12 protein-coding genes and 1 tRNA gene are annotated in these 15644 nt (G+C 67.9%); 6 read left to right on the forward strand and 7 right to left on the reverse strand.

Annotation, left to right across the window (positions count from 1 at the left end; genetic code table 11):
• Positions 1 to 266 precede the first annotated feature (266 nt).
• The 4 genes from glgX (at position 267) to TSH64_RS19475 (ending at position 6200) form a co-directional block, all read left to right on the forward strand.
• Positions 267 to 2405: a glycogen debranching protein GlgX gene (gene glgX, locus TSH64_RS19460; RefSeq protein ID WP_109452832.1), complete on the forward strand. Its 2139-nt coding sequence runs from the start codon at positions 267 to 269 to the stop codon at positions 2403 to 2405.
• A 155-nt stretch (positions 2406 to 2560) separates the two neighbouring features.
• Positions 2561 to 3658 carry a response regulator gene (locus TSH64_RS19465; protein ID WP_247873046.1) on the forward strand — a complete coding sequence of 366 codons (1098 nt, stop codon included), beginning with the start codon at positions 2561 to 2563 and terminating at the stop codon, positions 3656 to 3658.
• 121 nt (positions 3659 to 3779) lie between these two features.
• The gene (gene malQ / locus TSH64_RS19470) at positions 3780 to 5969 is read left to right on the forward strand and encodes a 4-alpha-glucanotransferase (RefSeq protein ID WP_109447456.1); all 2190 of its coding nucleotides are present in this window, start codon (positions 3780 to 3782) and stop codon (positions 5967 to 5969) included.
• Between the two features lie 157 nt (positions 5970 to 6126).
• A tRNA-Gln gene (locus TSH64_RS19475) sits at positions 6127 to 6200 on the forward strand.
• 490 nt (positions 6201 to 6690) lie between these two features.
• On the opposite strand, the gene TSH64_RS19485 is transcribed toward TSH64_RS19475, so the two are convergent.
• The 4 genes from TSH64_RS19485 to TSH64_RS19500 are packed head-to-tail and all read right to left on the reverse strand — an operon-like array spanning position 6691 to position 11001.
• Entirely contained in the window at positions 6691 to 8250 is a 1560-nt protein-coding gene (locus TSH64_RS19485; protein WP_109447458.1) for a gamma-glutamyltransferase, read from the reverse strand.
• 57 nt (positions 8251 to 8307) lie between these two features.
• A complete protein-coding gene (locus tag TSH64_RS19490; RefSeq protein ID WP_109447460.1) occupies positions 8308 to 9330 on the reverse strand; it encodes an ABC transporter substrate-binding protein in 1023 nt (340 codons plus the stop codon).
• Between the two features lie 27 nt (positions 9331 to 9357).
• Positions 9358 to 10131 (reverse strand): ABC transporter permease, encoded by a 774-nt coding sequence (locus tag TSH64_RS19495; protein ID WP_109447462.1) that lies wholly within the window; start codon positions 10129 to 10131, stop codon positions 9358 to 9360.
• Between the two features lie 3 nt (positions 10132 to 10134).
• Positions 10135 to 11001 (reverse strand): ABC transporter ATP-binding protein, encoded by an 867-nt coding sequence (locus TSH64_RS19500; RefSeq protein ID WP_199237605.1) that lies wholly within the window; start codon positions 10999 to 11001, stop codon positions 10135 to 10137.
• Between the two features lie 234 nt (positions 11002 to 11235).
• On the opposite strand from TSH64_RS19500, the gene TSH64_RS19505 reads away from it, so the two are divergent.
• Positions 11236 to 11952 carry a GntR family transcriptional regulator gene (locus tag TSH64_RS19505; RefSeq protein WP_109447464.1) on the forward strand — a complete coding sequence of 239 codons (717 nt, stop codon included), beginning with the start codon at positions 11236 to 11238 and terminating at the stop codon, positions 11950 to 11952.
• 31 nt (positions 11953 to 11983) lie between these two features.
• Here TSH64_RS19505 and TSH64_RS19510 read toward each other — a convergent pair whose 3' ends face one another.
• On the reverse strand, positions 11984 to 12382 hold the full coding sequence (locus tag TSH64_RS19510) for a hypothetical protein (protein WP_109447466.1): 399 nt from the start codon (positions 12380 to 12382) through the stop codon (positions 11984 to 11986).
• Positions 12383 to 12462: 80 nt separating this feature from the next.
• On the opposite strand from TSH64_RS19510, the gene TSH64_RS19515 reads away from it, so the two are divergent.
• Positions 12463 to 13698 (forward strand): amidohydrolase family protein, encoded by a 1236-nt coding sequence (locus tag TSH64_RS19515; RefSeq protein ID WP_109452836.1) that lies wholly within the window; start codon positions 12463 to 12465, stop codon positions 13696 to 13698.
• Here the strand turns inward: TSH64_RS19515 and TSH64_RS19520 are convergent.
• Entirely contained in the window at positions 13670 to 13990 is a 321-nt protein-coding gene (locus TSH64_RS19520) for a DUF3325 family protein (protein ID WP_109447468.1), read from the reverse strand. The two genes, TSH64_RS19515 and TSH64_RS19520, sit on opposite strands and share 29 nt — an antisense overlap.
• Positions 13987 to 15642 (reverse strand): PepSY-associated TM helix domain-containing protein, encoded by a 1656-nt coding sequence (locus TSH64_RS19525; RefSeq protein WP_247873047.1) that lies wholly within the window; start codon positions 15640 to 15642, stop codon positions 13987 to 13989. The genes TSH64_RS19520 and TSH64_RS19525 overlap by 4 nt, the downstream gene beginning before the upstream one ends.
• Between the last annotated feature and the right edge of the window lie 2 nt (positions 15643 to 15644).

Consider the following 15644-nt stretch of genomic DNA (forward strand, 5'->3'; position numbering starts at 1 on the left):
TCGGGGAACCGGTGAGGCGTGCGCTGGCTGATGGTCGACAGGAACCCCGTTCCCTCCCTTGATGACGCGTTGCGGACCCAGCGGGAAAACCGCAAGGTGCGGTGCTGCCGAGAGTGTGGAACACTGGAACAGGCCCCGAAAACCGTTTCATCCTGTTCCAAACGTCCCATCCGCTGGCCTTCCGACCGGCGACCTGCCGGATCCCCCGTCCCATCGCCGGCCCTGACCATCACCTCCAAGACATCCACCACACAGGCCGCCCGCTGATGCCCCTCTCCCCCGCGCGCACCCCGGTCTGGCCCGGCAAGCCCAATCCGCTCGGCGCCACTTGGGACGGGTTCGGCGTCAATTTCGCGATCTTCTCCGCCCATGCCGAGCGGGTGGAGCTTTGCCTGTTCGACAAGACCGGCCAGCGCGAGGTGGAGCGGGTCACCCTGCCGGAACACACCGACGAGGTCTGGCACGGCTATCTGCCCGACGCCCGGCCCGGCCTGCTTTACGGCTACCGCGTCCATGGACCGTACGAGCCGGAGGAGGGGCACCGCTTCAACCCGAACAAGCTGCTGATCGACCCCTATGCGCGGGCGCTGTTCGGCGGTTTCAAATGGTCGGACGCCCATTACGGCTACCGGGTCGGCTCGACCAAGGAGGACTTATCCTTCGACCGGCGCGACAACGCCCGTGGCATGCCGAAATGCCGGGTGGTGGACGGCGCCTTCACCTGGGGCCATGACCGCCACCGCCGGGTGCCCTGGACCGACACGGTTCTCTACGAGACCCATCTGCGCGGCTTCACCATGCGCCACCCGGATGTGCCCGCCCATCTGCGCGGCACCTTCGCCGGCATGTCGACCCAGAATGTCGTCGAGTATCTGCGGGCGCTCGGCATCACCTCGGTGGAGTTCCTGCCGGTCCAGGCCGTCGCCGACGAACAGCATCTCGTCACCCGCGGCCTGACCAACTACTGGGGCTACAACACCATCGGCTTCTTCGCGCCGGAACCGCGCTACATGAACACCGGCGTCCTGTCGGAGTTCAAGACGATGGTCGCCCGCCTGCACGAGGCGGGGATCGAGGTCATCCTCGACGTCGTCTACAACCACACGGCCGAAGGCAACCATCTGGGGCCGACCCTGTCCTTCAAGGGCATCGACAATCTCAGCTATTACCGGCTGATGCCGGACAACCCGCGCCACTACATCAACGACACCGGCACCGGCAACACGCTGGATTTCAGCCACCCGCGCGTGGTCCAGATGGTGATGGACAGCCTCCGCTACTGGGTGACGGAGATGCATGTCGACGGCTTCCGCTTCGACCTCGCCACCGTGCTGGCGCGGGAGCCCTACGGCTACGATCCCGGTTCGGGCTTTCTCGACGCCGTGCGCCAGGATCCGGTGCTGGCCGACGTGAAGCTGATCGCCGAGCCGTGGGACGTCGGTCCCGGCGGCTATCAGGTCGGCAATTTCCCGCCGGGCTGGGCGGAGTGGAACGACCGCTACCGCGACACCGTCCGGCGCTACTGGCGCGGCGACGACGGCATGCTGCCGGAACTGGCGGGCCGCATCGCCGGCTCCGCCGACCTGTTCGAGAAGCGCGGGCGCCGCCCCTGGGCCAGCGTGAACTTCATCACCGCCCATGACGGCTTCACCCTGCACGACCTCGTCTCCTACAACGACAAGCACAACTGGGCGAACGGCGAGGAGAACCGCGACGGCCATTCCTCCAACTGCTCCTGGAACCATGGGGTGGAGGGGCCGACCGACGACCCCGCGGTGACCGGGCTGCGGGCGCGGCAGAAGCGCAACATGCTGGCGACGCTGATGCTGTCGCAGGGCACGCCGATGATGCTGGCCGGCGACGAGCTGGACCACAGCCAGGACGGCAACAACAACGCCTATTGCCAGGACAACGACATCACCTGGCTGGACTGGAGCCGGCGCGACGGGGCGCTGGTGTCCTTCGTCCGCCGGCTGGTCGCGCTCCGGCGGGCCCATCCGGTGCTGCGCCGGCCGCTCTTCCTGCATGGGCGGGAGGTGGCGGAAAACGGGCTGAAGGACATCGTCTGGTACAACGCGCAAGGGGTGGAAAAGACGGCGGAGCATTGGCGCAACACCCAGGCGCGCTGCATCGTCCTGCTGCTGAACGGCCGCGCCGGCACCCATGTCGGTCCGGACGGGCAGCCGCTGTCCGACGGCGTCCTGCTGATCGTGCTGAACGCCCATGCCGACACCCTGACCGTGACCCTGCCCGACGTGCCGGGCGGCCGTGGCTGGCGCTGCGTGCTGGACACCCGCATCGACGACGGGGCGGGAGACGAGCGCATCCATCTGGCCGGTCGGTCGGCGCTGGTCGACGGGCGGACGGTCCTGGTCTTCACCCTGGTGGAGCAGCCGGGCATGTGAGGAGCTGGACAGGAGACGGGGCATGCGGTGCCCTGCGATCCTTTGCCCACTGTCCCTCTGCCGGGCGGAGATGCTACCGCGACGGGCGGAGACAACGTGTGTTACGCTGTGCGGCGCGTTTCCGTCACAGCCGCAGCGGAGCTTCGGGTAGGACGATGCCGGATTACGATTTCTCGCAGGTCGACGCCGCGATCATCGACAGCCAGCTCAACACCGCGCGCGTGTTCCGCGACGTGCTGATCCGGCTGGGCTTCCGGCGGGTGGAGCTGTTCGATTCGGTGAAGGCCGCCGCCGGCCTGCTGGGGTCGGTCATGCCCGATCTGGTGCTGGTCGATGCCGACGGCGAGGATTCGGAGGCCTTCCACTTCATCCGGGCCCTGCGCAACGAACCGACGGTGCCCAACCCGTTTGCCTGCGTCATCGTCACCACCTGGGCGCCGACCCCGGCGCTGCTGACCCGCGTCACCAATGTCGGCGGCGACGACCTGCTGATGAAGCCGGTGTCGCCCAAGCAGGTGCGCGACCGCATCGTCAGCCTGATCGAGTCGCGCAAGGGCTTCGTCGTCACCGCCGACTACATCGGACCCGACCGCCGCAAATCGCCGCGCGAAGGGGCGCAGGTTCCGGTTCTGGACGCTCCCAACACCTTGAGGCTGAAGGCGACCGGCCAATGGACGCAGTCGGGCGCGCGCATGCTGCTGAACGAGGCGGTCGCCACCGTCACCACGCAGAAGCGGCTGCGCGCCAGCATCCAGGTTGCCTTCCTGGTGGAATTCGCCCTGGTCGGCTTGGCGCGGCAGGCTCCCGACCGCATGTCCATCGACCATGTCGGCCGCATCGGCGGCTTTCTGGACGATCTGCTGCGCCGGCTGGGCGATGACGGCGACCATGCCCCCGTCGAGGCGGTGGCCCGTGCGATCAAGACGCTGGCCGACAAGGTGCGCGCCACCGCCGAAACCGGTCCGGTTGCCGCCGACGACCGCGACCAGCTGCAGGCGCTGTCCCGTGCCCTGATGCAGGCCGTCGATCCCGACCGCGCGCTGGAGGCGATGACGCACGAAGTGTCGTCGGCCGTTGCCGGCTACCGCAGCCGGCTGGAGCAGATCGCCCAGGCCAAGGCCGCCGCTGCGGCGGCGCTGACGGCCTCCACCGCCGCGGCGGCCGACGAGGGCGCAAATGAGGGCGCGACCCGGCCCGTCGCACTGTCCGCCTCGTTGCCGGCTGCCGCCGGCACGGCCCTGTCTGCCGGCTGATGGGAGCCGGCTGATTGGAGAGCGCCGATGGCATAGGCCGCCGTGCGGCATTGACGCCGGCCGTTGCCGCCCCAATCCCTAAGCCCCACCCTTCCTTCCGTACAACCCGCGGGGACCCTGCATGAGTGCTCTCGACCGGCTGGCCGATCTGCTTGGACTTGAACCCCACTATCACGACATCTGGGGCAACCGGCGGGAGACGTCCGCCGCCACCAAGCGGTCGCTGATCGCCGCCATGGGGTTGCAGGCCGCCACGGACGGGGAGGTCGCCGACAGCCTGCGCACGGTCGAACGCCGGTCCTGGAGCCGTCCGCTGCCGCCGGTCCTGATCGGCGGGGAAGGGCAGGGGATCGGTCTGGATGTCGCCCTGCCGGCCGGCCTGGACGAGGCCGCGCTGGTGTGGGAGCTGACGCCGGAGGGGGGAACCGCCCAGGGTGGCCGTGCCGCGGTCCGCGACCTGGCCGTTACCGACCGCACCACCCTGGACGGCACGGCCTATGAGCGCCGTGCACTGGGCGCCCTTCTGCCGGTGTCCCTGCCCATCGGCTATCACCGGCTGGACCTGCATGTCGAGGCCGGTGGCGGGACGGGACTGTCGGGTTCCACCACCCTGATCGTGGCGCCGGAACGCTGCGTGACGGTTGAGGAGCTGGTGCCGGCCGGCCGCAGCTGGGGCATCGGCCTGCAGGTCTATTCGCTGCGGTCGGAGCATGACTGGGGCATGGGCGATTTCGCCAACCTCGCCGGCTTCGCCGAAGTCGCCGGGCGGCTGGGCGCCGGGCTGGTCGGGCTGAACCCGCTGCACGCCCTGTTCCCGGCGGACCCAAACCACATCGGCCCCTATTCGCCGTCCAGCCGTCAATTCCTCAACATCCTCTACATCGACCCGGCCGCCGTTCCCGAATTCGCCGGTGCCGACGATCTGCAGGCCCGGATCGCGGAGCCCGCCTTCCAGACTGCGCTGGCGTCGGCCCGGCAGGCGGAACTGGTCGACTACCCCGCCGTCGCCGCGCTGAAGCTGCCGCTGCTGGAGGCCCTGCACGTCCGCTTCCGTAGCCTCCCCGACGACCACCCGCGCAAGGCCGCCTATGCCGCCTTTCGGCAGGAGATGGGGGCGGCGCTCGACCGCCATGCCCTGTTCGATGCCCTGCACGAGCATTTCTTCCGCCAGGACTCCGCACAGTGGATGTGGCGGAGCTGGCCGGCCGCCTTCCAGGACCCGCAGAGCGCCGAGGTGGCGGATTTCGCCGCGACGCACGCCGACCGCGTCGATTTCTTCGCCTGGGCGCAGTTCGAAGCCGACCGCCAGCTGGGCGAGGCTGCGGCGCGCGGTCGCTCCGCCGGCCTTGCCATGGGCTTCTACCGCGACCTTGCCGTTGCCGCCCACCCCGGCGGCGGCTCCGCCTGGGCCGATCCGGCGATGCTGGTGCAGGGCGCCAATGTCGGAGCCCCGCCCGACCAGTTCAACATGAACGGCCAGAACTGGGGCTTGGCGCCTTTGTCGCCGCTGGGCCTGCGCGAGTCCGCCTACCGCCCCTTCATCGAGCTTCTGCGTGCCAACATGCGCCATGCCGCAGCGCTGCGCATCGACCATGTGATGGCGTTGCAGCACCTGTTCTGGATTCCGGAGGACGGCAGCCCCGGCGCCTATGTCGCCTATCCCTTTCACGACCTGCTGCGCATTGTGGCGCTGGAGAGCCGGCGGAACCGGTGCGTCGTGATCGGCGAGGATTTGGGCACCGTGCCGGACGGCTTCCGCCCGGCCCTGGAGCAGGCCGGCATTCTCAGCTACCGCGTGCTCTATTTCGAGCGCACCGCCGACGGCGGCTTCAAGTCCCCCGGTGAGTATCCGGCCGGTTCGATGGCGACGGTCAGCACCCATGATCTGGCACCCTTCAAGGGCTTTTGGACCGGCCGCGACCTCGACTGGCGCAAACGGCTGGGCCTTTATCCCGACGATGCCAGCCGCGACAAGGACCGCTGGGACCGCGGTGTCGACCGCTGGCGCCTGTTGCAGGCCCTGTCGCGGGAGGGGCTGCGCCCGGACAGCTATCCCACGGAGGACGGCGACCAGCCGTTCCGCATCGCGCTGTCCGCCGCTGTCCACGCCTATCTGTCGCGCACGCCATCCCGCATCGTGATGGTTCAGATCGAAGATGCGCTGGCCGACGACGAGCAGCCCAACCTTCCCGGCACGGTGGACCAGCACCCCAACTGGCGCCGCCGCCTTCCCCGCAAGCTGGAGGAGTTGGAGGCTGACGAAGACCTTCGCCACATCGTCGCCCCGATGACCGGTATCGTTCCGCGATGACGACAACCGCCGCCGGCCTTGGGAAAAGCGGGCCGGCGGCGGTTGTTGGAAAAAAATGCATCGGGATCGAAAAAAAGCTCTTCACAGCCCGGCACATGGTCGCTATAAACCCGCCCACACCACGGGGCACGGCGAACGAGCCGCCCCGGTGACGGTCTGGGGGATCGTCTAGCGGTAGGACAGCGGACTCTGACTCCGCCAGCCTAGGTTCGAATCCTAGTCCCCCAACCAACCTTTCCTAGAAATCATTGCACATCAGGCACTCAGGGCGAAGCCAGCAGGCTGGTCCCCCAACTGCGCTATCGACGGTTCGGCGCCCTTCACGGGGGAGTGCCGAGGATGTCGTTTGGGGTCCATCTCTACCGTCGGCCTCGACGATCATCACGCCGTCATCGAAGCCATGGTGCAGTGGACGCGGCCGGTGATACTGATCGCGCTCGCTGCGGTGCTGGCCTTCATCTCCCTCACGCATTCCGTCTTTTGGGGGTCGATGGCCTACACGCTGATCGGCGGTACGGCGGTTGGCACCTGCTGTTCCTACCCGTCTATATGCGACATGGTTCCGCGGCGGCGGTCAGCGACAGGTCAAGCTCCCATGCCTGTCTGGGAGTAATCTGAAGGGCGTTCGAGGTGGTCGTTTGGCAAGAGGGGCCACCTCAAGGTCCGTCCTTCATCCTGGGCGAACCAAGCCTATCCGACCGGCTGGGGATGGGGACCAGCCCTAACTCTGGAATAGGATCGCGTTGCCTTCGCCACGCGGATCGTGGGCGCCGCTCAAGGTGCCGGCATCGGTGAGCCTGATGGCTCCCGCCTGACCGAAGATCGGCGACAAGGCAGGAAGGGGCGCCACCTCATGCCCCAGAGCGGAAAGAGTCCCTATCGCGGCCTCACCCAGGGACGCCTCGATCTTGAGACTGTCGCGGCTGTCGGAGAATGTCTTGCCCAGAAGGAAGCGGGGCTGGGCGAGCGCCTCCTCGGGCGTCATGCCGTGATCGATCAGGCCGGTGAGCAGCACGGACAGGGTCTGTGGTTGGCCGTCCGCACCCTGGGTGCCGTAGAGAAGGTGAGGGTTCCCGTCCTTGAGGGCGATGCCGGGATTGAGGGTGTAGAAGGGGCGCTTGCCCGGCTCGATCCCGTTGCGGTCGCCGGGGACGGTCGAGAATGCCGCGCCACGGTTCTGCCAGAGGATGCCTGTGTCGCCGATGGGGACACCGCTGCCCCAGTCGAAATAAGTGCTTTGCAGGACGCTGGCACAGCGTCCCTGCTCGTCGGCCGCGGCGAAATAGACCGTATCGCCGTGCCGGTAGGGATGGGGCCAGGGCAGGGCACGTGCCGGATCGATGGCGGTGGCCTTGGCGGCCAGACGCTGCGGATCGAGGAAATCATGGGGGAGCGGTTCGGCACGATCCGGATCGGCGATCAGCGGCCGGTCGAGGAAAGCCTGCTTCACCGCCTCGACCAGCAGATGGTAACGGAGCGGGCTGGTGGGAGGCAGTGCCGCCAGATCGAAGTGGGAGAGGATGCCCATGATCGCCAGCGTGGATAGCCCCTGCGTCGGCGCTGGCGGCGCCAGCAGCGTCAGCCCGCGATAGTCCAGGCTTGCGGAGGCCTCGTCGCGCGTCCGGGTCGCCGCCAGATCCGCGGCACGGAGAGGAGAGCCGGCGGCGGCCAACCCCTCTGCCAGCTGCCGGCCGAGCCGCCCGTCATAGAAGGACCGGTAACCGTCCTCCGCCAGCAGGGAGAGGCTGCGGGCGAGGCCGGGCTGCCTGAAGAGGGCGGCGGGGGCCGCGGTGAAATGCTCCGCGAAGCCTTCCCACTGCGGGATCTCGGCGCGGCGGAAATCGAACCAGAACTGTTGCGAGCGGCTGGGGACATAGCCGTCCCGGGCCAGGGCGATGGCGGGGGCGAGGAGGTCGGCGAAGGGTTGGGTGCCGCCCCAGAGGTCCGCACCGTAGGCAAGGGCATGGCCCCAGCTGTCGACCGCGCAGGCCGAGGTGACCGTCGAGGCCGGTCCGCGCAGAGGGATGGCACCGTCATAGACGGGCAGGGTCTCCGCCGCCTGTCCGATGCCGAGGAAGCAGCGCTGCCGCCCCTGCCGGTCCGCCACCAGCCAGACGGCGTCACCGCCGATCCCGCAGAAATGCGGCATGACGACCGACAGGCAGGCGGCGATGGCGACCGCCGCTTCGATGGCGGTGCCGCCCCTTGCCAGAACGGCGGCTCCGGCTTCGGAGGCCAGGGGATGCGGGCTGGTGACCATTCCGGGCCGGGCGGCGTTCATCTCTTTCCCCCTCTGGTGGAGCCCGGCCGTCGCTGCGGCCGGGCCTGTTGCCCGCTGTCAGTTGGTCTTGTAGGCGAGCTTGCGGTCGGCCGGCGGCTGCAGGAACCGGCGGGTGAAGACCTGGTCCGGCTTGGGCGTGGCGGTCAGCTGATAGCCTTCCACCACGATGCCGATGGAGCGGGCGAGGCGGGCGTCGTCGACATCGCCGAGGCCGAGCCTGTCGACTTCGGGCGAAACGATGAGATGCTCGTAGGAGAAGATCATGCGGGCGCGTTCAAGGTCTTCCTTGGCCAGATTGTCGTATGCCAGGACCGCCTTCAGCCCGGCGGCCGGATCGCCGCCGATCTCGACCGCCGCCTTGTTGACCGCGCGGACGAGGCCGGCGACGGCGGCCGGGTTGTCCCGGATCAGCTTCTGGGAAACCATCATGCCGTTGGAATAGAGGTCGAGGCCGAAATCGCCGAACAGCAGCCAGTTGTAGTCCTTGGCCGGATCCTGGCGGTTGTTGATCAGGTTGAACCAGCTGGTGATGTTGAAGACCAGGGCGCCGTCGATGTCGCCCTTGATCAGCATCGGCTCCTGCAGGTTCGGCCCCATGTTCTCGATGGCGACCTTGGTCATGTCGACCTTGTTGAGCGTGCCGAGCACGGTGACGAGGCGGGTGGTCGGGGTGCCCTGGGCGCCGCCCAGCTTCTTGCCGACGAGATCGGCGGGTGTGGCAATGTTGGTCGCCTTCTTCGAGACGATGGCGAAGGGCGGCTTGTTCCAGAGCTGATAGACCATAACCGGAATGTCGCCGGGGCGGGTCGCCGCATTCTGGATGATCGCGTTGATGTCGCCGAAGCCGGCGTCATAGGCGCCCGACATGATGCGGGTAACGGTGGCCGCCGACCCTTCGCCCTGGTCGATGGTGACGTTCAGCCCCTCCGCCTTGAAATAGCCCTTCTGCAACGCCAGCAGGAACGGCGCGTCGGAGCCCTGGGTCTTCCAGCCGAGCGTGAACTTGATGTCGGTGTCGGCCGACGCCGTCCCGCCCAGGCAAAGGCCGAGCGCAAGCGTCGCGAGAAGCTTTTTCAACATGGGGAGGCTCCGTTTCGGAAGGATGGGTCAGGCGGAGGCAAAGCCCTGGCGGCGGGTGGCCCAGCCGGTGACGTGCGCCTCGACGAGCGAGAAGGCGACGTAGAGCAGGATGCCGAGGGCGGCGAGCAGGAAAAGGCCGGCGAAGACCAGCGGCACGTCGAAGTTGGAGGAGGCCGTCATCATCACATTGCCGATGCCCTTGTTGGAGGCGACGGTTTCGGACAGCACGCTGCCGACGAAGGCGAAGGTGACGGCGATCTTCAGCGAGGCGAAGAAGAAGGGCATGGTGCGGGGCAGGCCGACATTCCACAGGATGTCCAGTTTGCTGGCCCCCAGCGACTTCAGCACGTCCTCCAGCTCCGGCTCGGTGGTGGCGAGGCCGGTCGCGATGTTGACGACGATGGGGAAGAAGCACATGGCGAGTGCCGTGAGGATGGCTGGCGTGGCACCCGATCCGAACCACAACACGAAGATAGGCACCACCGCGACCTTGGGGATCGAGGAGAAGCCGATCAGCAGGGGATAGACCGTGTCGTAGGCGGTGCGCGAGACGCCGATGGCCGCCCCGATGACCACCCCGACGGTGACGCCGAGGACGAAGCCGATCATCGTGGTCCAGAGGGTCTGCATCACATGCGGCCACAGGATGCCGAAGCGCGCGGCCAGCGTCGCGAAGACCTGGGTCGGGCGCGGCAGGACCAGGTCGGAGACCTGGAGGACGAGGCAGAGGATCTCCCAGGCGGCGAAAAAGCCGAGGATGAGGAGGGCGGCCCAGAGGCGGCGGCGAAGCTCGTAGCTCATGGCTCAGGCTCCCTGGATCGCGGTGTCGCTGCGCGCATCGATGATGAGGTCGCGCAGGCGCTGGTTGAGGGCGACGAAATCGGCGTCGAAGGTCATCTCGACCGTGCGCGGCCGGGGGAAGACGACGGCGCTATCGTCGATGATGCGGCCGGGACGGGCGCTCATCACGCAGATGCGCGAGGCGAGGAAACCGGCTTCCTTCAGATCGTGGGTGATCAGCAGCACGGTGGGTTTGCGCGTCAGCCAGAGTGACTGCATCGTCCCCCACAGCTCCTCGCGGGTGAACTGGTCGAGCGCGCCGAACGGCTCGTCGAGCAGCAGCAGGCTCGGCTCATGGATGAGGGCGCGGCACAGGTTGGCGCGCTGCAGCATTCCGCCCGACAGTTGCCAGGGATAATGGTTGGCGAACTTGTCGAGCCCGACATCGGCCAGCAGGGCATGCACCCGGTCGCGGAACTCCGTCCTGCGCTTGGCGCGATAGTCGGAGCGGAAGGGCCGCACGATCTTCAGCGGCAGCATGACGTTCCGCTCGATGGTCAGCCAGGGCAGCATGGTCGGGTTCTGGAAGGCCATGCCGATGCGCAGCGCCTTGGCCCCCACCTCGCGCCCGCCGACGATGACGGCCCCCCGGGTGGGGTTCAGCAAGCCGGCCGTCAGCCGCAGGATCGTCGATTTCCCGCAGCCCGACGGCCCCACCAGGGCGACGAATTCACCCTCGGCGATCCGAAGGTTGGTCTCCTGCAAGGCCGCGACCGTCTTGCCCGGCTTGCCGAACGAAACGGCGGCCTGCGAAAGCTCGACGGCTATGGCCGGGGCTATGGCTGGGGAGATGGACGGGTGGCCTTGCGGGAGGGCTTCGGATCGGGACATGCGGCGTACCTCGTGGCGGATCGGTGAAACTGTATGCAACGGGTGCGCCAGTTTCGTTGAGGGGCCAAGCTCCACGGAGGAGAAGCCGCAAACCGGCTGACAAAAAGTGCATACAGTTTTTGCATGCACTTATTTTATGCATGTGCACGGAGCTGCTGCATTCAAATGCGGCACTTGGCGAGTTGCATTCCCAACCGGCCTCGCTTATGGAAGGCGGAGCAGGCGGGGGCGGTGATGGCCGAGGAAAAGCGCGAGCAGAAGCGTTCAGGGAAAACCGGTGGCGACCGTGTCGCGGCGATCTGCACCGCCTTGCGGCGCGCGATCATCGAGCGGGCGCTGTCGCCGGGAGACCGGCTGCCCGAGGATTCGCTGGGCGAACGCTTCGGCGTCAGCCGGACCATCGCCCGCAGCGCGCTCGGGCAGCTGGCGGCTGAGGGGCTCGTCGATCTGCGCCGGAACCGCATCGCCGTGGTCGCCGTGCCGTCCTTCGAGGATGCGCGCGACATCTTCGACATCCGGGTCGATCTGGAGCGGCAGGTCGTCCGCCATCTGGCCGGCAAGCTGACCGAGGCCCAGGTCAAGCAGCTGACGGCGATTGTCGAGGCCGAGCATCAGGCCCGGCATGGTGCCGAGGGGATTTCGATCCGCCTTGCGACGGAGTTCCATGTCCGGCTGGCGGAGATGACCGGCAAGCCCGTGCTGATCCGCTACGTGACGGAGATCTGTTACCGCGCCGGGCTGTCGCTGGCGGTCTTCAGCCGGCCCCATTCGTCCGAATGCGCAGTGAATGAGCATCTGGAACTGATCGAGGCGATCCGGACCGGCCCCGCCGACAAGGCCTGCGCCCTGATGGACGAGCATCTGGAGGCCGTGGCCTCCCGCGCGCTGCTGCAAAGCTCGGGCGCCCGGAGCCGCGACCTCATGGATATCCTGGCGCCCTACACCGAATAAGGGCGCCAGGACCGGCGGTCGGCAGCTTAACTCAGCGGGCGCAGGAGGGATCGAGGATCCATTCGGCGCTGTCGTTCCAGACATCGGTTTCGACGATCAGCCCGTCCCGCACCACGAAGCGGTCGACATAGCGGTTGTTGTCGAAGAGCGTACCGTCCGGCCAGGCGCCATACAGGTAGCCCAGGCTGTAGACGATGGTTTCCGTCTCGCCCGGCACCACGTCATAGCGCTCGATCCGCTTCTTCACCCATTTGTAGCGCGCGGCATTGAAACCGGTCGGCCCGCTGGGGGTGTCGAAGACGCGATGCCCGGTGAAGCGGCAGATGAAGCCCGGTGCCACGTGTTTGGCCGCACGCACCGGATCGGGGGCCATCGACGCCTCCAGATAATCCCTCACCGCCTGCAGATCGCGTTCAGTCGTCTCACTCATCTGGACCTCCGTAAGTGTCGGCATATTGGTATCAAAACTGCATGCGATTTCCGCATGCAAACGACACGCCGGATTTCGAAATGCCGCAGACCAACAGTTTCGATCTTCTCCTGCGCAACGCCCGGTTCAGGGGAGGGCAGGGCTTGCAGGACATCGCGGTCAGGCAGGGACGGATCGCCGCCATCGGCCCCGACCTGACGGGCACCGCCGTCCTGGAAGAGGACATCGGCGGGCGCCTCGTCCTGCCGGGGCTGGTGGACACCCACATCCATCTCGACAAATCCTGCCTGCTCTGCCGCTGCCGCGATGCCGGCGGCGGGCTGAAGGGAGCGATTGCCGCGGTCTCCGGCCTGAAGCGGGCATTCACGGTCGAGGATGTCTACCAGCGCGGCGCCCGCACCCTGGAACGGGCGATCACGCAGGGCACCATGCATATGCGGGCGCATGTGGAACTCGATCCGCTGGTCGGCCTGCGCAGTTTCGAGGCAATGACGCGGCTCAAGCGCGACTATGCCTTCGCCATTGACCTGTCGATCTGCATCTTCCCGCAGGAGGGGATGACCAACGACCCGGCGGTCGAACGGCTGCTGGTCGAGGCGCTGGCGGAGGGGGCCGATCTGCTGGGCGGCTGTCCCTACACCGATGCCGACCCGTCCTTGCAGATGGAGCGCCTCTTCGCCCTGGCGGTGGCGCATGACGTCGATCTCGATTTCCATCTGGATTTCGATCTCGACCCCAGCTGGTCGCATCTGGAGGAAATCTGCCGGCGGACGGTGGCGGCGGGCTGGCAGGGGCGGGTCGCCGTCGGCCATGCCACCAAGCTCGCCGCCATCGACGATGCCGCGCTGGAGCGGATGACCGCGCTCCTGGCCGAAGCCGGCGTGGGGGTGACGGCCCTGCCGGCGACGGATCTCTATCTGAATGGGCGCGATCAGAAGCACCGGGCGCCGCGCGGGGTGGCGCCGGTCCATCTGCTGGCGGACGGCGGCGTCACCGTCTCGGTCGCGACCAACAATGTCCTGAACCCGTTCACGCCCTTCGGCGACGGTTCGCTGATCCGGATGGGCAACCTCTATGCGAACCTGATGCATCTGGGGCCCGAACGGTTCGGCGATTGCCTCGACATGGTCTCGATCACGGCCGCCCGGCTGATGCGCATTGCCGACTACGGCATCGCGGTCGGCGCACAGGCGGATTTGATCGTGCTCGACGCCGACGACGAAACCGACGCCTTCGGCGGCATCGCCACGCCCCTGATAGGGTTCAAGCGCGGCCACAAGAGCTTCGTCAGACCCGCCGCGACGCTGGTGAGATAGCGGCCGATTTCCCGCGGCGGCGGGCGCCGGCAAGGCCGATGGCGGCGCAGAACACGACGCCCGCGGCCAGGCTGGTGTGGCCGCTGAACATGACGAGGCCGAGGCCCCAGCCCTGCCAGTCCAGCAGGACGCCCAGCGCCAGCAGCATGACGCCCGTTCCCGCGACCCGCAGAAGGCGCGTCGCGGCCGGCGATAGCGGACCTCCGAACAGGTCGTGCTGCTGGCGCTCCGTCGCCAGGGCCAGCGCCGCGAAGGCGGCAAGGCAGAGCGCGAAGGACAGGAGATGCATCATGAGCGCCCCTCCTCCAGCGCGCCGCCGATAACGCCGCCCCGCCCCTTGGTGGGCACAGCCCGCGGTTTCGGCCGATGGCGGGCGGTGCGCAGTGCCAGCACGGCGTGGAGCGCCGCCAGTGACAGGCACATCAAATCCATGCCGGCGAACACCCAATCGGCCTCGGCCACGCTGTGCCACAGCGGCCGGTCGGTCGTGACGGCGTTCAGCACCGGAAGAAGCGCCAGCAGCGCCGTCGCCGCCCACAGCTGTTCGATCCAGGCCGTCTTGGCCGGGCGCAGCACGGCATGCGCCAGCGCCAGCGCCCAGACCGCGAAGAACAGGTGGATCTCCCAGGCCCCCCGGTCCGCCAGTCCCGCCGGCAGCAGGCGGTTGCCCCAGAGGAAGGCCGTCATGGCGACCGACAGCCCGGCGATGCTGGCGATGTTCAGCCGCTCGACGATGCGGAAGCCAATATGGGGCCGCTCGGGATCGGCCAGCTTCTGGCGGCGCTTCACCGTCCACATCACCAGACCGGTGCCGACCATCGCCGTGCCCATCAGGCTGACGAGGAAATAGAGCCAGCGTGTCACCGCGTCGCTGAACCGCCCCAGATGCAGGGCATAAAGCACGCCGCGCGTCTCCGCCGCGGCCCCCACCCCCTCGCGGGTCTCCAGCAGCCGGCCGGTCGGGCCGTCGAACAGCATGTATTGTGGGCTCATCGAGACGCGGCCGGCCTCGCCGCGCGCGACCGCCACACGGGCGGTGCTGTCGCCGGAATTGGTGGCGGTGACGCGGCCGACGGCGTCCTGGCCCCAACGCTCCTGCGCTTGGCGCACCATGTCGGCGACGGAGGCGAGCGGGACCGCCTGTCCGCTGGGCTTGCCCGGCTGGATGAAGGCGTTCAGTTCGGCGGTCAGCTGCTGGCGCTCGGCCTGTGTCGTGATCGCCGTCCGCTCGCCCCAGGGCATGTAGAGCGCCATCAGCGTGACCAGCCCGGTGTAGGTGATCATGGCGTGGAAGGGCAGCCCGAACACCGACAGCGCATTGTGCGCGTCGAACCACGACCGTTGCCCCTTGCCGCCGCGGAAGGTGAAGAAATCGATGAAGATCTTCTTGTGCGTGATGACGCCGCTGACGATGGCGACCAGCATGAACATCGCCGCCGCCCCGGCGATCCACCGTCCCCACAGCACCGGCATGTAGTGGAACTGGAAATGGAAGCGGTAGAAGAAATCGCCGCCCAGCGTTTCGCGCGCGGTGACCTTGCCGCCGGTGGCGGGATCGAAGGCGGCCTCCGCGAAGGAGCGGCGGCCGGACGCCGCCCCCGCTTCTCCGGGCGCCAGACGCCAGAAGGCGTAGACGCTGTTGGTGCGCGCATCCGGCAAGCGCATGCTCCATTGCGGGCTGCCCGGCGCGATGGTGGCCAACTCGTCGGCGACGCGCTGGGCGACCAAAGCAGGGTCGGGCAGTTCCGCCTGATGCGCCAGTTCCGGCCGCATCCATTGCGACAGCTCGTCCTTGAAGTAGGACACCGTTCCGGTCAGGTACATGACGTACAGGATCCAGCCCATCAGCAGGCCGGCCCAGATGTGCAGGCCCGACATGCTCTGGCGGATGCCGCGGCCGGCGGGACGCTGTTCCCTTTCCCGCCTTACGTTGTCCGTCTTCACAG

Source organism: Azospirillum sp. TSH64, assembly GCF_003116035.1.
GTDB lineage: Bacteria > Pseudomonadota > Alphaproteobacteria > Azospirillales > Azospirillaceae > Azospirillum.